The organism is Paenibacillus algorifonticola, assembly GCF_000971975.1.
Taxonomy (GTDB): Bacteria; Bacillota; Bacilli; order Paenibacillales; family Paenibacillaceae; genus Pristimantibacillus; species Pristimantibacillus algorifonticola.
Genome location: NZ_LAQO01000003.1, coordinates 54,486 through 79,295 on the forward strand (window position 1 = coordinate 54,486; position 24,810 = coordinate 79,295).

Annotated in this window: 4 protein-coding genes; all 4 read left to right on the top strand. The window is 52.2% G+C overall.

Annotation, left to right across the window (positions count from 1 at the left end; translation table 11 throughout):
- The first annotated feature begins 10 nt into the window (after positions 1–10).
- From WH37_RS12290 to WH37_RS33530, 4 genes are read left to right on the top strand one after another with little or no spacing between them, the layout of a single operon-like run.
- Entirely contained in the window at positions 11–7,681 is a 7,671-nt protein-coding gene (locus WH37_RS12290; protein WP_046230890.1) for an SDR family NAD(P)-dependent oxidoreductase, read from the top strand.
- Positions 7,682–7,685: 4 nt separating this feature from the next.
- Positions 7,686–11,690 carry a type I polyketide synthase gene (locus WH37_RS33525; protein ID WP_052736938.1) on the top strand — a complete coding sequence of 1,335 codons (4,005 nt, stop codon included), beginning with the start codon at positions 7,686–7,688 and terminating at the stop codon, positions 11,688–11,690.
- A gap of 15 nt (positions 11,691–11,705) precedes the next feature.
- Positions 11,706–19,529, top strand: a complete 7,824-nt coding sequence (locus WH37_RS12300) for an SDR family NAD(P)-dependent oxidoreductase (RefSeq protein ID WP_046230891.1) — start codon at positions 11,706–11,708, stop codon at positions 19,527–19,529.
- Positions 19,530–19,568: 39 nt separating this feature from the next.
- The gene (locus WH37_RS33530; RefSeq protein WP_052736939.1) at positions 19,569–24,797 is read left to right on the top strand and encodes an SDR family NAD(P)-dependent oxidoreductase; all 5,229 of its coding nucleotides are present in this window, start codon (positions 19,569–19,571) and stop codon (positions 24,795–24,797) included.
- Positions 24,798–24,810: the final 13 nt, after the last annotated feature.

Genomic DNA, 24,810 nt, shown 5'->3' on the forward strand with positions numbered 1-24,810 from the left:
GGGGATGAAGTTGAAGACGAAATCGCCGGATTTGACTCAATTGCGTCTAAGAAGCCAAGACGAACTGCCAACGGCAGCCATAAAGGAAGCTAACCATCACGACATTGCCATCATCGGCATTTATACGCGTTTTCCAAATGCCCGAAATACAGAGGCATTCTGGGAAAATATTAAAAATGGGGTAAGCTGCGTCACGAAATTTCCGGAGAAGCGCCGGAAGGACGCTGATCGGTATGTCAGATTTTCCGGAAAATCGGAGATCCCCTACTCAAACGGCGCTTATCTCGAGGATATCGACGCATTTGACTATTCTTTTTTCAACATTCCACCCAAAGAAGCGATATTGATGAATCCTCGCCAGCGTGTGTTTCTGGAAGCGGCATGGAATGTGTTTGAAGACGCAGGATACGGGCCGCAGCAGTTGGCAGGCAGCAACATTGGAGTTTATGCCGGCCATATCGGTGACGTTGAAAGCTATGTATACCGGGAAATGATTGAAGCCGTTGACCCCTCTTTGATATCGGCAGCGATGCCGGGAAATTTGTCTTCCATTATTCCGAGCCGAATTTCCTATTTGCTTAACTTTAAAGGGCCAAGCATGATCGTGGATACCGCTTGCTCCTCCTCGCTTATAGCTGTCGATCTGGCCTGCCACGCGCTTCGCCGGGGAGACTGTGAAATGGCGCTTGCTGGCGCGGTCCGCATTAACCTGCTTCCGCAAAACAAAAATCATGCAAAGCTGGGCATTGAGTCTACAGACGATGAGACCCGCGCTTTTGACGATGAAGCCGACGGATCGGGAATGGGGGAAGGCGCAGCGATTGTTTTGCTCAAGCCCCTTAGCAAAGCTAAGCGGGATGGCGATTCTATCTATTGCGTCATTAAGGGCAGCGCGGTGAATCAGGATGGCGCTTCCATGGGGATTACGGCTCCGAATCCGTCCGCCCAAACGGCCGTTTTAAATAAGGCTTGGAAGGAAGCGGGCATTGATCCAGCAACGCTTGCCTATATCGAAACACACGGCACGGGGACGAAGCTGGGAGACCCGATTGAAATCGAAGGAATCAGCAAGGCCTTTGCAAAATATACCGATAAGAAACAGTTCTGTGCAATCGGATCAGTAAAGACGAATATCGGCCATCTCTATGATTGTGCAGGAATAGCGGGTCTAATTAAAGCGGCACTGGCGCTAAAGCATCAGCTGCTTCCGCCAAGCATTCACTTCAAGACGCCGAATAAACAAATTCCGTTTATCGATTCACCGGTATACATAAACACGTCCCAGAAGCCATGGGCTCAAGGAGATGCCCCAAGGCGCTGCGGCGTCAGCTCATTCGGCTTGTCTGGCACTAATTGCCATGTCGTGCTGGAGGAATATATTGCTCAGACCGCGACCGCCGAACAGGGGGCAGCCCTGCCGGATCAATCCTATATGATTCCGCTATCGGCGAAAAGCGAGGAAGCGCTCGATACGCTGCTGCTGCATATGGGCGAATATTTTGACGGAGAAAATCGGGCCAGCCTTAAGGATATTAGCTATACGCTGGCAGCGGGGCGCGATCATCATCCGCTTCGTTTAGCTGTTGTTGCCTCAGATATCGCGGACCTGAAATGGAAGCTGCAGCAGCTAATCTCGCAGCGGCAGCATTTAACCAGCTTTGATGCTCCTTGGTTCTCTTACGGTACTGCGAAGCTAGCAGGAGACAAGGATAATTTCGTACAGCTCGCCGAGCAGCTCGTTAAACAGTTGAAAGCCGCTGCCGCACTTGAGCGCTCGGGGCTGCTGCAGCAAATCGCAGAGCTGTATACGGCTGGGGCAGCCATTGGATGGTCCGCTATGTACAGGGGGAGCCGGGCCAAAAGGGCGCATATACCCGTTTATCCATTTGAGAGGAAGCGCAGCTGGCTGCAAATTCCAGGGCCTGCGCCTGCTGAGCGTTCGAACGCTCTCTATTACACAATGAAGTGGATCGAGGAGGCGGCAGATCATCGCACCCGCACTATGCGGGGAGAAACGGCTATTATTTTGGGTGAATGGCCAGAGCTTACACAGCAGCTAGAGGAGGAAGGCGTTCATTGCATACATGTTAAGCGGGGGACACACTATCAGGTGCTTAACCCGGAGTCCTACATCATCAGCGAGAAAGAGGAAGATTACGACAAACTGACTGAAGCACTTAAACATGTGAAATTTACGAAAATACTGCATCTGCTTGGCTATAACGGACCGGATGAGATGATGTCGGCGGAGCAGCTGAATGAGAGACAAAGCTTAGGCGTATACAGCTTGTTCCACTTGACGAAAGCGCTTCTGAGCGCCGGCGTCGGCCATAAGCATGAAATCATTATCGCCGCCGACTATGTAAACCAGGTTACTGGAGAGGAAGCGTGCTTGAAGCCGGAAAACTCCCCATTGTTCGGCCTGGGTAAAGTCATCGGAATTGAATACCCGCATATTACGTGCAAAGCAATAGATGTGGATGGCTCGACGACTGTACGAGAGGTCATTTCGGAGCTGGGCCGCAACAAAACGACCTATCAAATCGCCTATCGGAACGGCAAGCGTTTTGCAGAAATAATGGAAGAGACCGATGTCGAGCAAATGCCTGACAATCCCGTCTCCATTAAAGAGGAGGGGGTTTACGTCATCACAGGTGGCGCAGGCAACCTCGGGCTACTTACGGCAAAGCATTTGGCGTCCAAAGGAAAAATAAATCTAGCGCTGTTAAACCGTTCCTCACTGCCGAAGCCTGAAGAATGGGGCCCGCTTCTGGAGCAGGCAGACGGATCACGGCTGCATGACACGATTAAGAAGCTGCATGAAATTGCCGCCACTGGAGCACAGGTGGAGTGCATTTCACTTGACGTCACCTCCTTGGACGAAATGAGCGCTACCATGGAGAGGCTGAGGCAAAAGTACGGAAAAATAAACGGCATCATTCATGCGGCGGGCGTTGCGGGCAGAGGTTTTCTCATCCGCAAGGACACAGCTGTGTTTGAAGAGGTGCTAAATCCGAAGGTTATGGGCACCTGGATTTTAGATAAAGTTACGGAGCAGGATGAGCTTGATTTCTTCGTTTTATTTTCGTCAGGCGTTGCACTTGTTGGCGAGATGGGGCAAGGAGATTATACAGCTGCAAACTGCTATCTGGATGCTTTTGCTGATTATAGGAGGAAGCGCGGCAAGCCGGCCCTTGCCATCAACTGGGTCGTTTGGGATGGGGCGCGAATGGGAGAGGGAACGAGCGAAACGATCGACAGCATTTTTAAAACGCTGCCCGCAACATTAGCGCTGCATGGCTTCGACAAAGTCATCAGCAAGGATTTGACCCGTGTATTAATCGGTGAAGTGAACACGTCTAACCCGAGCGGTTTGGAGCTGTTCAGCAAGGATGTTTTCCATTTGCCGGAAAAGCTGCGAGCTATCATGTTCAGTGACAGCAGCAGTGAGCAGGCTGTTCAAGGCAAGCCGCTGCCCATGCAAGAAGCGAAGGTGAAGCTGCTTGGCAGCAATAATGGCTCCTACTCCGAAGTGGAGCAGACGCTGGCGGGCTTGTACCGGGAGGTACTGGGCTATGAGGAGCTTAGCATCCACGATACTTTCTTTGAGCTAGGCGGAGATTCGGTGCAGCTGCACCGGCTGCATAAACTTGTAGAGCAGCGTTATACGGGACAAACCTCAATAGCCGATTTGTTTGCGTACGCTTCAATAGCTAAGCTGGCGTCATTTTTGACTAAGGAAGACAGCAAAGCGGTCAAGCGCAATACCGCTGCTAGGCATGTTCCTGCCTCGCATGATGATGACATAGCGATAATCGGAATGTCCGCGTTGTTTCCGGGAGCGGATACCGTTGACCAATACTGGACAAACATCAGCAATGCTGTAGATTGCACGGGACCTATCCCGCAAGAGCGACGCGAATACGCAGAGGATTATCTAGCAGCTATCGGCCAGTTACCTGATGAACATCCCGGATATATGGACTGCGCTTATGTGGAAGGTATTGACGAGTTTGATTACCGATTTTTCCGAATATCGCCCAAGGAGGCTAATTTGACCGACCCGTGCCAGCGGGTGTTTATGCAGAAAGCGTGGCATGCCATTGAGGATGCGGGGTATGGCGGTGATAAGCTGCGCGGCAGCCGCACAGGCATTTATGTCGGGTTTGCCAACATTATTCGCGATTCGTATCAGAAGATGCTGACTGATGTTGATCCTGTCATGATGTCGGAAGCGATTGTCGGCAACGTATCGGCCATGCTACCGAGCCGCATTTCCCATTTGCTCGATTTGAAGGGACCGACCATGGTCGTGGATACGGCCTGCTCCTCTTCTTTAGTTGCCGTGCATTTGGCAAGCAATGCGATCCGGGGCGGCGACTGCGACATGGCGATAGTTGGCGGCGTAAAGCTGTTTCTCATTCCGCTTGACCATGAGCACAACAAAATCGGCATTGAATCCACTGATGGAAAAACGCGCGCATTCGACGCCTACGCCGATGGCTCGGGCAGCGGCGAAGGGACAGCAGCCATTATACTTAAGCCGCTTAGCAAAGCCAAGGCGGATGGCGACCATATCCATGCCGTTATTAAAGGGAGCGCCATTAACCAGGACGGCGCATCCATGGGCATTACCGCGCCAAATCCGGCCGCACAGACCGACGTTATCACGCGGGCTTGGGAGAAGGCTGGCATTCATCCGGAGTCGATTGCCTTTTTCGAAGCTCACGGCACGGGTACTGCGCTTGGCGATCCGATCGAATTCAGTGGGTTGAAGCAGGCAATCGAGGCCTACACAGACAAGAAGCAGTTTTGTGCAATCGGGTCGGTAAAGTCGAACATTGGCCATCTGAATGAAGGGGCTGGAATGGCATCCATCATTAAAGCTGTAATGGCGCTCAAGCATCGGGAAATACCGCCGACGCTCTACTTCCAGACGCCGAATTCGAAAATCGACCTGCAGGATTCTCCGCTGTTCATCAACGCTCAATCAAGAAAATGGGAAGATGACGAGCAGCCGATGAGATGCGCCGTCAGCTCTTTTGGCCTAAGCGGCACAAACTGCCACATGATCATAGAGGAGTACAAACCGGAAGTCGCTGCACCTAAAGAGGCCAAGGAACCGCAATCGCCGCCACAAATATTGACCTTGTCCGCGGCCAGCAAAGGATCGCTTATAAGGTTGGCCCGACATTATGCCGACCGCTTTATGAATGGCGCTGCAGGGGCACTTACTGATATATGTTATACGGCGAATACAGGGAGAGGACATTATTCGCACCGCCTTGCCCTTATCGTCGCTGATGCGGCTGATCTGTCCAGCAAACTGAAGCTATTGGCCGAGCTGGAGACATTTAGCTCGCTTCCAGCGGAGGGCATTTATTATGGTGAATACCGGGCGGTAAGCGACGAGCGCAGCATTCGAAACCCAGGCGACATTACTGAGGCGAGAAAAAGCGAGCTTGGGCGGAATGGGGAGCAAGCTGTCTTGGCGTTGGAAAATGCGCCAGCCCGTGCCGAAGCGTTGAAGCAGCTTTGCCAGCTTTATGTCCAGGGTGCAGATATCCCGTGGGAGCAGCTCTACTCCAGGCAGCCTCACGCTAAAGTGCAACTGCCGGTCTATCCGTTCGAGAGGACGAAATGCTGGGCCGAATTTCCTAAGCATACGAAGCGAACTTTGTCCCATGCTGCTTTCGCCGACACTGCTGCCGCTATGGAAAAGCCGCCAGCCGTCTTTACGATGAGTTGGAAACAGCAGGCTCGATTAGCTGTTCCTGCGGCGGAGCCTGCCGCAGGTGTGACGGTCATCGTCAAGGACAACGAAGGCTTTGCTGACCGTTTGGCAAGCGAGTTCAGAGATCAGGGCAGGCAGGTGCTTATAGCGGAGATTCCTGATTGGTCGATGACCGAGGAGATGGCTTCGGTAGAAGCGAGACTGCTGGACAGCTATAGGCAGCTTTTGCAGGAGTCGGAGGATCAAGGAATCGCTCGAATCATACATTGCGGAAGCCTGACGAGGACCCTTGTTTCCAGCATAGACGAGCTGAAGGAAAGCCAGCATAGAGGCGCTCTGAGCTTGTTCCTGCTGATGAAGGCATGGGCAGCATGCGGCTTCGAGCACGATACGGAAATCATCGTGCTGACTGAAAATGCCTGCCGTATTACAGGGGAAGAACGACAGCTTCGGCCGGAAAATGCTCCGCTGCTCGGGCTAGCCAAGGCTCTTTCTAAAGAGCATTCGAATATAAGCTGCCGTAGCATCGACATGGACGAAGAGGTGGAGCTGGAGGATGTTTTATCTGAATTATCGATAAATTCAGACGCCAGACTCGTTGCTTTTCGAAACGGCACTCGCTATGTCGAGCTGTTTGAGCCATGCAGCAGCCTGAATGCGCCCAGCAGCGAAGAAATGACCGTTCAAGCAGGAGGCGTCTATCTGATAACGGGCGGCACGGGCGGAATTGGCCTTGAGACTGCAAAATGGCTAAGCGTCAAAGGCCGCATAAAGCTGGTCTTAATCAATCGTTCCGAAATGCCTGATCGGCGGAAGTGGGATGGCATTTTGCTGCAGAACGAGGATCGTAAGCTGTGTGAGAAAATAGCGAGTATTCGGGAAATCGAAGCTAGCGGTTCAGAAGTGGTTTTGTATCGCTCTGATGTATCCAATTACGATGAAACCGCATCGATGCTGGAAGACATCCGCTTAAAGCACGGAGAAATCAAAGGTATCGTACACGGCGCAGGAATTGCACGTACCGAGTCTATAACGGAAAAAAGGCTGGATACGTTTGAGCAAGTCATCAGTGCCAAAGTTTACGGCACATGGCTGTTGGATCGGCTGACTCAGCAGGATCATCTTGATTTTTTCATTATGTATTCCTCTGTTGCGACGATGTTCGAGACGGGCTATCAAAGCGACTATCTGGCGGCAAACGCCTACCTCGATGCCTATAGTACAGCGCCATCAAGCGATGGAAGAAGAAGATTGACCATTAATTGGACGACATGGAAAGGCAAGGGCATGGCTTCCGACCACAATTTTCAGGCGGATACGATTTTTAAAACGATACAGGCTGCCCGTGCGATGGAACTGCTGGACCTTGTTTGGCGCACGCCGCAAAGCAGAGTGCTGATCGGGGAGCTAAATATGGAGAGCAGAATGGCGTTATGGCTGCATAACTATTCTATTCAATTGTCAGATGACATAACTGCAAGCCTTGATGCGTTAAACAAACGTTTGGCGCAAGTGCCGGAAAGATCATCTAAATCTGCTGGATACGCAGCTGTTACGCTGATCGGAAGCGAGCACGATGCTTTCAGCGAGACCGAGCGGCAGGTCGCTCAAACTTGCAAAGGGGTGCTCGGATTTTCCGAAATCGACATCCACGAAAGCTTTTTCGAAATGGGCGCTGACTCGCTGATGATTCGACAGATTTATCAGAAGCTTTCGCAGCTTTACACCGAAGAAGTTATCATTACCGATATGTTCGAGTACCCGACGGTTCATAAGCTGGCTCGACATATCGAACGGCGACAAGCAGGGATGGACACAGCGGCTGCTCCGATGAACAATCGGACGGCACTGCAGGATGACGAATTAAACCGGATGTTTGATGAGCTTGATAATGGGGCTTTGGATATTGAACAGGTGCTATCAAAGCTTGGCTCCAAAGAGAGGTGAGAATATGGACAAGGCGTACAAATATTTGGTGCAGGGTGTTCAGGACAAAAAGATAGACAGGCAGGTAGCCATTGACTTAATTAAGCTGCTGGAAACGGAAGCGGTAACAGATGCCGGTGATATCGCGATTATCGGCATGGCTGCCAAGCTTCCGTCTGCAAGCACGATAGAGGAATTTTGGGACGTCGTCGAAAGCGGAGTTGATTGCATTACCGGCTTTCCAGATACGCGCAGCGGCGATATTACCCGCTACCTTCAGTTCAAGGGGGTGCCCGAGAAGGAAATCCGTTATAACAAAAGCGCTTATTTGCCGGAGATCGATAAATTTGATTATAAGTTTTTTAAGCTTTCCCCACGTGAAGCGAGCTTAATGGATCCTTGCCAGAGAATGTTCCTGGAGACAAGCTGGCAGGCGGTCGAGGATGCCGGTTACGGAGGAAGCAGGCTGGAGGGCTCGAAGACAGGCGTGTTTGTCGGCTACGCCAGCAATTATAGAGACATGTACGCCAAAATGATTGAGGACATTGATCCCACTGCTCTCTCGATTGGTTTGGTCGGAAATTTGAACGCCGTCATCTCCGGCAGAATTTCATATTTGCTCGATTTGAAGGGGACAAGCATGGTCATTGATACGGCATGCTCCTCATCGCTTGTAGCGATAGATTCGGCCTGCCAGGCGCTGCGCAGCCGCACTTGCGAAATGGCCATTGCTGGCGGCATCAACATTAATACGGTACCGCTCAGCAAGGATTATATGCAGACCGGCATAGAATCGTCCGACGGGGTGTCGCGGGCGTTCGACAACCATTCGAACGGTTCTGGGGTAGGGGAAGGCATTGGAGCCATCGTTCTGAAGCCGCTAAAAGACGCTTTAAGGGATAAGGATGTCATCTATGCGGTCATTAAAGGGAGCGCCACCAATCAGGACGGAAGGTCCGCGGGGCTTACCGCGCCAAACCCGCAAGCGCAGACGGATGTTATCTTGCAGGCGTGGGAAAACGCCGGCATTGACCCGGAAACGATTGCTTATATTGAGACTCACGGCACCGGCACCAATTTGGGTGATCCGATTGAAATTCAAGGCATTCATTCGGCTTTCCGGAAGCATACGAGCAAAAAACAATTTTGCGCGGTCAGCTCCGTGAAAACGAATATTGGTCATTTAAGCGAGGCCGCTGGCATCGTAAGCGTCATAAAAGCCGTGATGGCTTTGCGGACGAAGCAGCTGCCGCCATCGATCCATTTTAACCATCCGAACCGATCAATACCGTTTGAGGACTCACCTGTGTATGTAAGCGCAAAGCTGCGTGCTTGGGAAACGGACGGAGGGCCGCGCAGATGCGGTGTAAGTGCCTTCGGCATCAGTGGAACGAACTGCCACGTCGTGTTGGAGGAAGCGCCTGCTCAAGCAGCACCGGAATGGGAGTCGGCGGCACCCCGTCTATTTACACTATCGGCTAAGTCAGAGCAGGCGCTGCTTGAATTAATCAGACTCTACTCGGGATATTTGGCGCATAATGGCCAACTGAATTTAGATGAGGTTTGCTATACCGCGAATTCGGGCAGAGGACATTACTCACACCGGTTGGCACTGCTTCCGACAAGCATAGCGGATTTACGGGACAAGCTCGTCAGCGCTCGTCTTGATGAAGCAGAAGGAGCGGTATATTACGGGGTTCACCGGCTCATCGATTCCTCCAAGGAGGCGCTTGAAGCGCAGGACCTGCCGACAAAGGAGCAGGAACGGTTAAGCGCAGAAGCGGCGGCTGTGATAACTGCCTATTGGGCTGAGCCGAATACATCAGGCAGCCTAATCGAGCAAATAGCACGGTTGTACGTCAAAGGTGCAGATGTGGATTGGGATTTGCTGGCTGGAGAGGTGAAGCCCTCCAAGGCTTCACTCCCTGCGTATCCTTTCGAACGTAGCAGATGCTGGATCGATGCTCCGCTGCAGCAGCAGGTACAATCCTTAGCGGAAGAAGAGCGTGGTCTCTTCTACGGGTTTAACTGGAGAGCCGAGCCGCTGTCAGAGGATGCAGAACGAGCACAAATGGCCGATGTGCTCATTATCGAGGACAAATCCCGATCATCGTTTGTCCAGACGATGATCGACAAGCTGCGGGCGCAAGGCCGGAACGTCATTGTAGCTACCCTTGGGCATGGTTTCGAGCGGCATGACGATTGCCGCTATACGCTGACCAACAGTGAGGACGATTACGATAAGTTAATGGCCGACTTGATGGGGCGTCCGGTTACACACATTTTGCATATGTGCGGACTTTCCGAAAGTCTTGCTGCCGAAACGCTGGAGGAGCTGGAGCAAACCCAGCAGTACGGGATATACAGTCTGCTCTATTTAACAAGATCGCTCATGAGGCACGACCCAAGGTCAAAACGGCATATGCTGTTGTTTACGAAGCTGCTGCATGCGGCAACGGGGCAGGAAGCTGAATTAAGTCCTGAATGGGCGACGCTCGTTGGCTTAGGGAAGGTTATTCCACAGGAGTTTGCGCAAATCGTATGCAAAGCGATTGATCTGGATGATTTCACGCCAGTGGACGCTATATGGCCGGAATTGGAGCATTTTACGAAGCAATATCACGTGTCTTACCGGGAAGGCTGTCGGTATACGGAGGAGTACGGCCCGATAGATCCGCTCAAGCTGGAGGAAGTAGAGACGGAAATTCGCGATACCGGAGTTTATCTCATAACGGGCGGCACCGGAGGCATTGGGCTTGAAAACGCCAAGTATTTGGCCTCCAAGGCAAACGTGAATATTGCACTTGTGAATCGTTCCCAGCTTCCTCCGAAGGAGGAGTGGGCAGCCGTTATTGCAGGCGGCGAGGACGAGGATACGATTCGTAAAATACAGAAGCTCCAGGAAATTGAAGCGCTGGGCGGTCGTATTACGCTCCATAGCGTAGATATAGCGGACTATGCAGCAATGGCGGCCCTTATCGGCGGACTAAGGGATGAGTTTGGACGAATTAACGGCATTATTCATGGTGCTGGTATAGCTGGTGCGGGCTATTTGTTCAAGAAGGATTTGAACATCTTCAAAAACGTGCTGCAGCCGAAAGTGGCAGGAACCTGGATATTGGACAGGCTTACCCGGCAAGACCAGCTCGACTTCTTCATTATGCACTCATCTGGCGTTTCGATGGTTGGAGAAGCTGGGCAGGGGGACTACGTTTCAGGAAACGCATATTTGGACGCTTTTGCTGCCTACAGGAGAAAGCAGGAGCGCCATGCTCTGGCGTTAAACTGGGTTTCCTGGAAGGAGGCGGGCATGTCCGTCCGCTTCGGCATCAACGTCGACTCCTTCTATAAGGCGCTGCCTACCGTGCAAGCCATTGAAAGCATGGATACGGCGCTGCAGCGGAATATGACGAGGGTGCTCATCGGAGAAATGAACGAAAGTCCGGAATATTTGTCCTTGCTGATGGCGTTTCCATTTCATTTAACCAAAGACCTGAATGATCGGGTCAGCCGGTTATTGAACGGAAATACCGAACAGGAAGGGCATAAAATCATCTCCAACGGAAATTATGATGCCGCCATGCTCGACCATGGCAGGCTGATTATTTTACCGAAAGGAAACAGCCCAGTGAGCAACAGCTCAAAACCTTCGAAAGCTGCGCTTCGGGGCAAGCAGGGAGAAGGCTATAATGCGGTCGAGCAGGAGGTAGCTAATATTTTCAGCACCATTCTGGGCTATCCGGAAATTGACATTCATGATACTTTGTTCGAGCTCGGCGGGGACTCGCTGCTGCTGATGAGAATTCATAAGTTGATTGAGACGGAGTATCCCGGCAAGGTGACGATTACCGACATGTTCGAGTTTCCTTCCGTCCAGCGGCTGGCGCAGCATATTAACAAAGAGGAGCAGGAGCAGCCATTGCTTGCTGTAGCCAAGGACGTTCGCCAAGAAGCAAGAGACATATTCGGGAAGCTTGCGGAAGGCAATATGAGTCTGGAAGAAGCCATTCACGTTATTGAAGATCTGTAGGAAAAGGGGAGAATCGTGCAAAACAATATTTTTACATTTATCGTGAATCAGACGACAAGCGGCAACATCGACAAGGAAACGGCTGTCGAAATGATTGCCATGCTGAAGCAGGGCGGAGCGAAGGTGCAGGATGACATCGCCATAATCGGGATGTCTGCGCGACTGCCGGGAGCCCGGGATATCCATGAATACTGGAGCAATATTGAAAATGGGATAGACACGGTCAAGCAAATTCCGCAAAACCGGAGGAATGACACTGACGACTATATCAAGTTTAAGCAGCTGGATCAGGATAAAATCATTTATCCCGAATATGGTTATTTGGAGGATATTGACGGTTTTGACTATGAGTTTTTCCGCATGTCGCCAAGGGAAGCGAGCTTGACTGACCCGCATCAGCGTATTTTTCTGGAGCAGGCGTGGAAGGCGATTGAGGATGCCGGCTACGGTGGCGATAGGCTGACAGGCAGCAAAACCGGTGTTTATCTCGGCTATACGCAAAGTCCGAAGGATCTGTATTGCAAAATGATTATGGATATCGATCCGACGCTGATACCGATTGCAACGGTAGGCAATATGCAGGCGATGGCGGCGACCCGCATCTCTTATTTGTTGAATTTGAAAGGGCCTGCACTTGTTGTAGATACGGCTTGCTCGTCGGCATTAGTGGCCATTGAGCTTGCCTGCCAAGCCATTAAGACAGGGCAATGCGATCAAGCTATCGCCGGCGGGATTAAGCTCAATATTATTCCAGTCGATGATGAAAACATTCGCATCGGCATTGAGTCGGGCGATTGGAGAACACGGGCGTTTGACGATACGGCCGACGGCTCGGGCGTTGGCGAAGGAGCAGGTGCGGTGCTCCTTAAGCCGCTCAAGAAGGCGCTTAAGGACGGGGATCATATTTATGCCGTCATTAAAGGCAATGCAGCCAATCATGACGGCCAGACCGCAGGCATTACCGTGCCGAACCCGGCGTCACAAACCTCGGTCATCCAGCAGGCGTGGGAGGAATCGGGCATCGACCCGGAGACGCTTGACTATATTGAAACACACGGAACAGGCACAATTCTCGGTGACCCGATTGAAATTAGGGGCATTGAAGGCGCCTTTAAAAAATATACGAATAAGAAGCAGTTTTGCGCAATCAGTTCAGTCAAGACGAATATCGGACATTTAAGCGAGGCGGCGGGCATCGCGAGTCTTGTCAAAATGGCGCTATCGCTGAAATACAAGAAGCTGCCGCCAACGATCTATTTTCAAAAGCCGCATTCCTCTATCGCCTTCACGGATTCGCCTTTGTATGTCAATACGAAGCTTCGTGATTGGGAAACGGACGGGCACCCAAGACGGGGCGGGGTTAGCGGCTTTGGCATGAGCGGCACCAACTGCCACCTTGTGTTGGAGGAAGCGCCGGAGCAAGCGGATGCAGAACCTTCGTCTGCGGGGCCAGAGGTGTTTACGCTCTCGGCGAGAAGCAGCAAAGCGCTGCGGGAGCTGCTGCAGCTGTACGATGAATATTTGCAGCAAAGCAGCGGGAATTCAACGCTTTCCAATATATGCTATACGGCCAATACTGGTCGGAGTGCCTACGCTTACCGTCTGGCGCTAATGGCTGCTGATTTGGACGATCTGCATGTGAAAATCCGTGCTTGCTTGGAAGCCGATCTGGAGTCTTTCAAGGCCCCATGGGGCTTCTATGGATTCCACCCTGTAGCCCGTGCCAATGCGGCGCCGAAGCCGGGCGAAATAGATGAGCAGGAGAAGCGCCGTCTAGGCAGCGAGGCAGAGCAGCATTTAGAGAACTGGATCGAATCTGGAAAATCGGATGAGCAGTCGCTGCATTCGCTTTGCTCCGCTTATGCAAGCGGCGGCGATGTTAACTGGAGCGGGCTTTATGAAGGAGAACGGAGGCAGCGCGTCAGCCTGCCGACCTACGCGCTGCAAAATGCGAGATGCTGGCTGGAGTTTCCCGAGCTGGAAGCGTCAGAGGAAGCGAAGGAGGATGGCTTCTACTTCGCTCCTATATGGACGGCAGAGGAGCGTTCATCCAAAACCGGAACAGCTTTGGCTGGGGCAGTCCTGCTCCTTGGCGGAAGAAGCGATAGCAACAAGCAAATGGCTGAAGACTTAGAGGCAGCATGTGCGCTGGACCAAAGGGCCATTATTAATGTCTCGCTAGGTGAGGAATATATCCAGCATCATTCCGGTGCTTATACGATCCGCAATACGCAGGACGATTATATTAAGCTTTTCCAAGATATTGGGGCCGATACGCTCGTGCAAATCATCCATATGCTCAATTTGGATAGCAGCGGGCCAATCGACAGCGTAGAGCAGTTGGATGAAAGTCAAAAACGCGGACTATACAGCCTCTTCTATCTATATAAGGCTTGGCTGCATACAAACGGAAAGCAGCAGCTTGACGTTGTTCTCCTAACAGACAGTGCCCAAGAAGTGAGCGGTGTGGAGAAGCTCATTCGGCCGGAACACGCAACCGCTATTGGCTTCGGCAAGGTTGTGACGAAGGAGCATCCGCAGTTCAACGTTCGAAGCATTGATAGGGATCAGGAAACAAATGCGGCGCAGCTGAAGGAAGAGATTATGCATGGTGCAGGTTCGTCGCCTTATGCGGTCGCTTTCCGCGCAGGTGGCCGTTACGTCGAGCAATTTGCTCAAATGGAGCCCGATCGCATTGCGGACGAGCCTGTAACAATTAAGGAGCAGGGCGTTTACATCATTACGGGGGGAACCGGAGGAATCGGTCTTGAGGTTGCCAAGTCGCTAGCCGCAAGCACATCTTCCATCAACCTGATCCTCGTGAACCGTTCGGCGATGTCTGGCCGGGAACAATGGGATGCGATTACCCAGACAGGGACGGATTTGCCGTCGATTCATAAGATTAACGCGATTCGCGAGTTGGAGGCAGCTGGAGCACAGGTAAAGCTGTGTCAGGCAAACATTTCTGATGAGCAGGAGCTTAGAGCCATGCTTTCCGAGGTTCGCAGCGAATATGGAAAAATTGACGGTATCGTCCACAGCGCGGGCGTGGCTATCGACCAGTTGCTGAAGGACAAGCAGGAGAACGTCATACGCGAGGTGCTCCTGCCTAAAGTGAACGGAACGTGGCTGCTGAATAAATGGACGGAGGATGATCAACTTGATTTCTTCGTCATGTTCTCATCCGTCGCAACGATTTATTACGGTTCTACCCAATGCGATTATGTGGCGGCTAACGCCTATATGGACTCATTTACTCATTATCGTAGCAAGCAGGGCAAAAAGACGCTGACGATTAACTGGACAACCTGGAAGGAAACCGGAATGGCGAAAAATAGCGGCGTTGCGGTAAGTACCATTTTCCAGACGCTTCCAACATCGAGCGGTATTGAAGGGTTTACCGCTTTGCTGAACAAGCAAAGCCGCAGAGCGCTAATCGGCAGCTTCAACTACGACCGGCTGGGCATTTTATTGCTTGAAAAAGCGACAGTCAGGCTGTCAGAGCCGCTGCAGCGCAGACTGGATTATTATAAGCAGCAGCTTGCCAGCTCTGGCTCCGTGAGTAAGGCTGCGAAGCCTAAGGGTGCAGCAAAGAGCGGTGAAGTGCAGCTGACTGGCCGTGACGGAGCGGCATACAACGAAACCGAGAAAACGATTGCCACGGTGTGCCAGAATGCACTCGGTTATGCAGAGATCGACATTAACGACAACTTTTTCGAGCTTGGCGCCGACTCGATATTGCTGATGCGCATCCATGCGGAACTGGATAAGCGCTACACAGGCTTGTTAACGGTTGCGGACATGTTTGAGCATTCGACGATTTCCAAGCTGGCGGAATATATCGTAGAGCAGGATGCGGAGAGCAGCCTGCCTCAGCAGACGATCGCTGCACGTGAAGCCTTGTCAACGGACAGCGATATTGCCGTAATCGGCTTGTCATTCCAGTTTCCGAAGGCGAGCACGAGCGAGGAATTCTGGGGAGCGCTGCAAGCCGGCGTTGATAACGGCAGCGGCTATCCGGATGCAAGAAGAAGGGATATGGAAAAGTACGTGGCCTTCAAGGGCTGGCCGCTCAATGCGGTCGATTACGAGCAGGGCAGTTATTTGGACGAAATAGACAAGTTCGACTATCGATTTTTTCGAATGTCTCCGAAGGAAGCGAGTACGACCGACCCGAACCATCGCTTGTTTTTGCAGACGGCATGGCATGCCATTGAAGATGCGGGCTACGGAGGCAAAAAGATTTATGGCACGAAAACGGGGGTTTACCTCGGGTTTGCTTCCAATATGGTTTATTTCCACCGCATCATTAGCGAGGTCGAGCCGCAGTCGGAAGGCGCTTCGCTAGTAGGCAATACCGCTTCGGTAGCAACGGGCAGGGTTTCATACCTGTTTGATCTGAAGGGCCCGAGCGTCGTTGTCGATACGGCCTGTTCTTCCTCTCTAACCTCCGTGCATTTGGCCTGCAAATCGATACGCATGGGCGACTGCGAAATGGCGATTGCCGGCGGGGTGCGGCTGAATATGATGCCTATTTTCCGCAAAGGCTCGCCAAGAGGTATCGGCATGGAGTCGGGAGATGGCAAAACAAGGGCGTTTGATGAGCTCTCCGAAGGAACGGGAACAGGCGAAGGGGTTGGAGCGATTCTGCTCAAGCCGCTTAAGAAGGCGATTCAGGACAGGGATAATATTTACGCCGTCATCAAGGGAAGCGCATCGAACCAAGATGGAAGCTCCGCTGGCTTGACTGCACCGAACCCGGCTGCCCAGGAGGAAGTTATTATTCAGGCATGGGAAGATGCCGCTATTGATCCTGAGACGGTTACGTACATTGAAACGCATGGAACGGGCACCCAATTGGGAGACCCGATTGAAATCCAGGGTATTGATCGCGCATTTAAACGCTATACCCGGAAGAAACAATTTTGCGCGGTCGGATCTTCAAAAACGAATTTGACGCATTTATCAGAGGCTGCAGGCATCGCGGGTGTCATTAAAGCGGTTTTGACGCTCAAAAACAAGGAGCTGCCGCCAAACCTTTATTTTAACCGCCCGAACCGAAAAATCGACTTTATGAACTCACCAGTATACGTCAATGCAACTCGTAAATTGTGGGAGCCGGAAGGCCATCCGCGAAGATGCGGTGTAAGCGGCTTCGGCATGAGCGGAACGAACTGCCATGTCGTCATGGAAGAGTATTTGGGAGCTGAGTCCTCGCACCAGCAAGGCGAAGAGGAGTTTCCCCGTCCGCAGCTGTTTACGATCTCCGCTCTGACGGAAACCGCGCTTCGGCGCCTGGTGAGCCAATATAAATCTCAGCGTTTTGGCGACGGTTCAGCCGCTGCCTTCCGCAACGCCTGTTATACCGCGAACACTGGGCGTGGCCACTATGCGCACAGGCTGGTGCTTATCGTAAACGATGCGGAGGATTTCAACCGGAAGCTTAGTGAGGTGGACGAATACGGGTTCGACAACCTAAAACAGCCTTGGTTGTTCTATGGCTACCATAAAATCGTCTCGGAAACGAAAGCGAAAAAATCCGAGGGCGAAATTTCGGAAAGCCAGCGGATAAGCATGACGAAGCAGTTCGGACAATTGGTCGACGATTATGTAGACGGGGAACGTTCTGATGCCAGCAGCCTGCCGCACATTTGCGAGCTTTACGTACAGGGGGTAGAGACCGATTGGGAGCCGTTCTACTTCCGAGAAGAACTGCACCGGATCAGCCTCCCGACCTATCCGTTCGAACGAGAGCGCTGCTGGGTCGAGATTCCGGAATACGAGCAAGCTGTGACAGAAGTAACCGCTGGCGGCTTGTATTACGGGGGGCAGTGGGTAAGGCAGGAGCAGCTAATGGCCGAGCAGATTAGTCAGGCCGGACCTGTTCTCATCTTTATGGACGAGAAGGGCTTGGGGCAATCGCTCGCTGATGAGTGGAACCGCAAGGGAACCGATACCGTCAAAGTTTATTTGCGCAAGCAGTATGCCAAGCTGGATGACGGCAGCTATCACGTAAGCGGTACGGTGGACGATTATGTGTTGCTGCTGAAAGATAACAAGGGCAAAACGTGGAGCAAAATCATTCACCTGTTCAGCATCGTGCCGGAAGGCATGGCTTTAGACTGGAACGGCTTTAATGAAACGCAGTATAGAGGCGTCTACAGCCTGTTTTACCTATCCAAAGCGGTAGCTCAAGTAGGGTTAAGCGCTGTAACCGATACGATTATTATTTCGGATAATGTAGATGTTGTAAGCGGCCGCGAATCCCGTGTCAATCCATGGAATGCACCGCTCCTGGCACTTGGAAAATCCGCAAGGCAAGAGCTGCCGAGCATGCTGTGCCGCGCTATTGATATCGATGAAGCAACGCATTTGGATACGATTATACGCGAAATATTGGCAGCTCCGTCGTATTATATGGTCGCTTTCCGCGACAATGAGCGGTATGCCGAAATTTTCAAAGAATACCGTGTGCAAGAGGCAAACGAGCAGCCGATCGAAGTCAAGGAAGAAGGGATATATCTCATTACCGGCGGTACAGGCGGCATGGGCATTGAGACAGCCAAATATTTGGCATCGAGAAAGAAAGTCAATGTTGCTCTCATTAACCGTACGCCTTTGCCGGACAAAGGGACATGGGATGATATTATCGACCGCAACAGTAGAACTGACCGGAAAACTATTCAGAGAATGAAAGCGGTACGCGAGATTGAAGCAATGGGTGCTCATGTCGAATGCTACAGTCTCGATATAGCCAATTTGCAGCAGATGGAAGAGTTGGTCGGTGGTCTGCGCGAACGTTATGGACGCATTAATGGTATTGTTCATGGTGCTGGTGTAGGCGGTGATGGCTTCCTTTACTTGAAGGAAGAGCAGGTGTTCAACGAGGTCGTCCATCCTAAGGTGTTCGGAACGTGGATTCTCGACAAGCTGACCGAGCAGGATCGACCTGATTTCTTCCTGATGTTCTCCTCCATGAGCTCGCGTTTTGCAGTACCGGGGCAGGGGGACTACTGCGCAGCTAATACGTTTTTGGATGCATTTGCCAAATTCAAAACGTTGAACCAGCAAAAAGCGCTGTCCATCAACTGGGTCGCCTGGAAGGAAACCGGTATGGCGGTGGAGTTTGGCGTCAATGCAGACGGGGCCTTCAAGGCGCTGCCGACAGCGGTGGCCATGCGCGGTTTGGACGAGGCTTTAAATCGGAACGTATCAAACGTTTTAATCGGGGAGCTCAACTACGGATCAGATCTTCTGTGGGAGCTTGGTCTCGTTCCGCAGCTGCTGGATGCGCCGATAGAAGCTGCCATCACGGGGTCCCAGAAGCGCTGGGAGGCAAGGCAACTGGCTTCGCAAAGACGTTTCGAAGGGGAAATCAAGCTTACGGGAAAAGACGGCGAATACACCGATCTTGAAACGAAGCTGGCGGAAATATATTGCGAGGTTCTCGGCTTTAATGAAATCGACATGGATGATAATTTCTTCGAGCTTGGCGGCGACTCGATTTTGCTTGGCAGAGTTCACGCTTCTTTGGAAAAGCATTATCCGGGCAAGGTTAGATTGCTGGATTTGTTTGAATATACCTCCGTCAGCAAGCTGCAGCTGTATATGCGGGAGGATGAAGAGGAGCAGGATGCAACAGGCACAGAAGCTCTGGAACATCTTACGTACGACCGCGAGATGTCGCAAGTATTGCAGCAGGTAAGTGCAGGCGCCAGCCTGGAGGAGGATACGAAGCGGCTGTTGGAGGAACTAGGCAATGGCACACTATCCATTGAACAAGCGATTGACCAGTTGACGAAAACCGGCCAGAACAGCAGCGATACAAGGAAAAAGTAATTGGCGCAGCAACTTTGGACGCCCGGAGGGTAAAAGGCTATGGATAAGCTTTACCACTATATTCTCAAGAGAGCTACCGAAGGAAAAATCGAAAAAGAAGATGCCATCCGCATGGTCACGCTGCTTAGGCAGGCGCAGGCAGAGCAAGAGGAGAGCCGCAAGGAGGACATCGCCATTATTGGGATGGCCTCCCATATTGCGGGCACTGACTCCTCAGAGGAATTCTGGCGGCAAATCGCCTCCGGCGTTGATTTAGTAGGAGCTTTTCCGCAAGAGAGAAGCGCAGACATTGACGGCTATCTGACTAACATGCTTGATGAAATGGGCTGGGAATTAAAATATTCGCCGGGCGCTTATATGCACGATATTGCTTCCTTCGATTATGGATTTTTCCGCATAACGCCGAATGAGGCCGCTTTGATGGACCCGTCCCAGCGCATATTTTTGCAAACGGCCTGGGAAGCCATTGAGGATGCTGGCTATGGCGGGAATAAGCTTGTTGGAAGTCAAACAGGCGTATACGTCGGCTACTCCAGCAGCTCGAGCTATCATTCCATGATACTGGAAACAGAGCCGGAATCAGCGGCAACGGCATTAACAGGCAACATTGCCGCCATGCTTCCGACGAGAATTTCCTACATGCTTGATTTGAAGGGGCCAACACTCATTTTGGATACGGCGTGCTCCTCCTCGTCGGTTGCGATTCATTTGGCCAGCAAGGCGATTCATAACGGCGACTGCAAAATGGCAATTGCTGGCGGCATCAGGCTCAATCTTCTGCCCATCGACAACTCAGGCCTCAAGCTGGGGGTTGAAGCGGTGGACGGACGGACGCGGACGTTTGACGCAGAGGCCGAGGGCGCCGGCTGGGGAGAGGGCAGTGCTGCCGTTTTGCTGAAGCCGCTTAGCCAGGCCGTGCAGGATGGGGACCGGATTTACGCGGTTATTAAAGGGAGTGCCATTAACCAGGATGGCACCTCAATCGGGATAACCGCTCCCAATTCGGCTGCCCAGGCTGAGGTTCTGCTTAAGGCGTGGCAGGACGCCGGCATTGATCCAGAGACGCTTTCCTATATTGAAGTGCATGGAACAGCAACGAGGCTTGGCGATCCGCTCGAGATTGAAGGACTGTATAGGGCGTTCCGGAAGCATACGAATCGAAAGCAATTTTGCGCAGTCAGCACGGTTAAGACCAACGTGGGCCACTTGTACGAATGCGCCGGCATTGCCGGCGTAATCAAGGGCGCTTTGTCGTTAAAGCATCGCAAAATACCGGCTTCGGCCCATTTCAACCGGCCGAATGGGGCGATTAGCTTTAGCGATTCGCCAGTCTACGTCAACACCCAATTGCGGGAGTGGGAAGCTCTCGAGCATCCGCGCAGATGCGGCATCAGCGCCTTCGGCCTGAGCGGAACCAATTGCCATATCGTTCTGGAGGAGTATGCTCCACCGCAGCGGCCAGAGCACGCAGAGGACGTTTACGTCGGACTGCCTCATGTCCTTGCGATATCGGCCAAAAGCATGGCGCCGCTGACTGGAATCGTATCCCGCTATGAGCAGTACTTAAACGGGGAAGCGCAAATCCCGCTTCGGGATTTGTGCTATACGGCTAACACCGGAAGAGGCCATTACGCGCACCGCATTGCCATCATTTTCGAGGATGCCGCCGACTTAAGGTGCAAAATCGCTCTGCTGGCAGGCAATTCCCTTGAAGAAACCATTCACAATGATATCCGCTACGGCAGGCATAAGGTCGTCTCCGGCAATAAGCAGGTATTGGGTGAAAATGAAATTAAGAAGCCGCAGCACGCGGAACTGACCCGTACCGCTTCCGAGAAGGTCCGGCAGTTCATCGGTACCGGAAAAACGGACAAGCAGCTGCTTCATGACATTGGCAGCCTGTATGTCCGCGGAGCGGATGTCAATTGGGAGGAGCTGTATCAGGGCGAAGTCCGCAGCAAAACGTATGCGCCAACCTACGCCTTTGAGAAGCAGCGCTGCTGGCTTGATCTCGAGATGCCGCAGCGGGGCGAGAAGGACGGTGCTGAAGATACGCTGCTTTACGCCATGCAGTGGCGCAAGTGCGGCAGAAGCCCCGAACCATCCGGCATTGAAGGAGCAGCCGTCATATTTATGGATCGGGCGGGAGTCGGACAGACCATAGCTGCATCTATGCGGGAAAGCGGCAGGCTGGTTATCGAGGTGGAGCTTGCGGAGGACGATGTGTCCTTTGGCTGCACGGCCAGCTCGAGTGGCGAGGGTTACCGAATTGACGGTTCGAAGGCAAGCTATCTCCAGCTTATGCAAGCATTGAAGGATAAGCCGTTTGGCCAAATCATTCATCTGTTAGCGCTGAACGCACATGACGTCAGCGATACACTGGAGACGCTGAAGCGCCGGCAAACAAGTGGTGCCTACAGCCTGTTTTATTTGACAAAAGCGCTGGTACAGGCGGAAATCCAGCAGCCGATTGCGCTGCACATCCTAACTAGAAATACTGTAGAAGCTACCGGCACAGAGAAGCTGCTTCTACCTGATCATGCTCCTGTTTATGGGATGGGCAAGGTTATAGCCAAGGAGCTGCCCGATGTTGCATGCAAATTTATCGATATAGAGGAATCGGTTCCGCTCGAGCAGCTTATGGGAGAGCTTCAGGCCAATGACGTGTACGGCGTCGCGCTTCGAAATGGCGACAGATATACGGAAATATTTGCCGAACTCCCAGACGAACAGTCAGAAACCAGCCGCCGCTTGAATTTGCAAGAGCAAGGGGTGTACCTGATTACAGGCGGACTAGGCGGCATTGGTCTGGAAATGGCGAAGTGGTTTGCAGCTCAGAGCAAGGTGAATTTGGCCTTAATTAGCCGTACTTCGCTGCCGCCACGCTCGGAATGGCAGGCTGTTCTTGAGGGCAGCAGCGCATCAGACAAGCTTAGAAAGCGGCTTCGCACGGTGATGGAGCTGGAGAAGCTTGGAGCGATGGTAGAATGCATCGGTGCGAATGTAGCCGATTATAGCGCTATGGCGAAGGTTATCGTTGATTTGAAAAGCAAGTATGGACAAATACGAGGCATCGTGCACGGTGCTGGTGTCTCAAATGACGGACCGCTTGCCGACAGAAGCGACGATATGTTTGAGGCCATCTACGCACCGAAGGTATACGGAACATGGGTGCTAGATGAGCTTACGCAAAGCCTGCACCTCGATTTTTTCATAATGTTCTCGTCGGTTGCTACCATGTTCAGTGCCTTCGGGCAGGGGGATTATGCGGCAGCTAACGCCTATTTGGATGCTTATGCGCCTTACCGGCAAAGAAGAGGCGGACGCACGCTGACTGTGAACTGGACGACGTGGAAGGAGACCGGAATGGCCTTTGACGGCGGGCACGTATTCGATACGATTTTCAAGACGCTGCCGACCGAGCAAGGGCTTGAAGGCTTCGCCACCCTGGTGCAAAGCGGTGCAAGCAGAGCGCTGATAGGGCAAATCCACTACGACGGAGCAGGCGCGATGCTGCTTGAGCGCTCCGGTGTAGCTTGCTCCGATTCGATTCGGAAGCGGATTGCTGCGAAGAAAGACAACAAGCGGAAGCAAAGCGGCGGCAGTATGCAGAAGAAGGAACGCAGCGCGGACGGCGTCGTTCTGCTTGGCCGGGAGGCTGGCAGCTACTCTGAGCTGGAGCAGAAGCTTGCCTTATGCTGCAAGCTCGTCCTCGGCTATGAGGAGATTGACATCTATGACAATTTCTTTGAAATGGGCGCGGATTCACTCGTATTAATGAAGCTTCAGGGCGAGATTGAGACGCATACGTTCGAATCGGTGTCCATCAGCGATTTATTCGAATATACGACCATCGTTCAGCTGACGGAGCACCTGCAAAAGCAATCCGCTAGTCGGGGCCCTATCCGCTCCAGCCAGTATCCGCCCATGCAGAAGGCGACTGCAAAGCCGTACTATCCGGCTTCCCACGCCCAGAAACGCATGTTCCTTGGTTTTAAACGGGAACCGAATCTGACAAGCGCCAATCAGTTCAGAGTTTCAGTACTGAACATCCGGGTGGAGCCCGAGCGGATGGAGCTGGCTGTGCGCCGCATGATTGACAGGCATGAGGTGCTGCGAACCGCCGTTACGAGCATGGATGGGGAAATTGTTCAGGTGATCAGGGATCAAGCCCCATTTCAGATGGGTTATTGGGAAGCAGGAGAGGCTGAGGCGAAAGACCTTATTAATCGGTTCAAGCAGCCGTTTAATTTAAGTGAACCGCCGTTTTTCCGGCTTGGCCTTGTGAAGGTAGAGGAGGAAAAATATTACCTGCTGTACGATGCCCACCACATTATTACGGACGGCGTATCGATGGAAATTTTCATGAGGGAGCTTGTGCAGCTGTATAAGGGCGAAACGCCGCCCGCCCTGCCTTATCAATACAAGGATTATGTGGAGTGGCAGCTCGCCTTCATGCAGACGGAGCAAATGAAGCGTCAGCAGCTTTACTGGGAAGAGACGTTTGCGGGCGAAATCCCCGTGCTGCGGCTGCCTACAGATCAGCCAAGACCCGAGCATTTTGCTTTTGAGAGTGGTTTAGTGATGCGCTTGGCTGACAGGGAGATGACGGAAAAGCTGAAACAGCAAGCAAGCTTTTCTGGAACGACGATGTATATGCTGCTGCTCGCCGCTTATGCCGTGCTGCTGTCCAAGTATTCCGCGCAAGACGATCTTGTTATCGGTTCACCGGTTACGGGACGGCCAAGGCGGGAGATGGACAAAATTCTCGGCATGTTTATCAATATGATGGCGATGCGGGTTAGTCCCCGCAAGGAGCTGACTTTCTTAAGCTGCCTGGAACATATTAAAGCAAGCGCTGTGCAGGCGTTCGACAATCAAGACTACCCGCTGGACGAGCTGATCCATCATTTGAACGTGAAGAGAAGCGCGAATCGCCACCCAATGTTTGACACGGTGTTTATTTATCAAAATGTTCCCGTGGATGAAAGAGCGATTGGCCATTCTATCGATGAGATTTATAATCTGACCGATTATGAACTGACGCTGGAAGCTATGGAGCAGGGCGGAATGCTTCGGTTGAGGCTGGAGTACAATTCACGGCTGTACTATACGCAGACAGCGGAGCGGATGTTGGAGGACTACTTGAGCATTCTTGATGCTATCGCCAAGCAGCCCGATATCCTTCTGCAGAACATTGAACTGGCCAGCAGCAAAACCGATGTTCCGTTATATGAGGATGATGAGGAAATCTCCTTTAATTTATAGGCGCCTGTGCCAT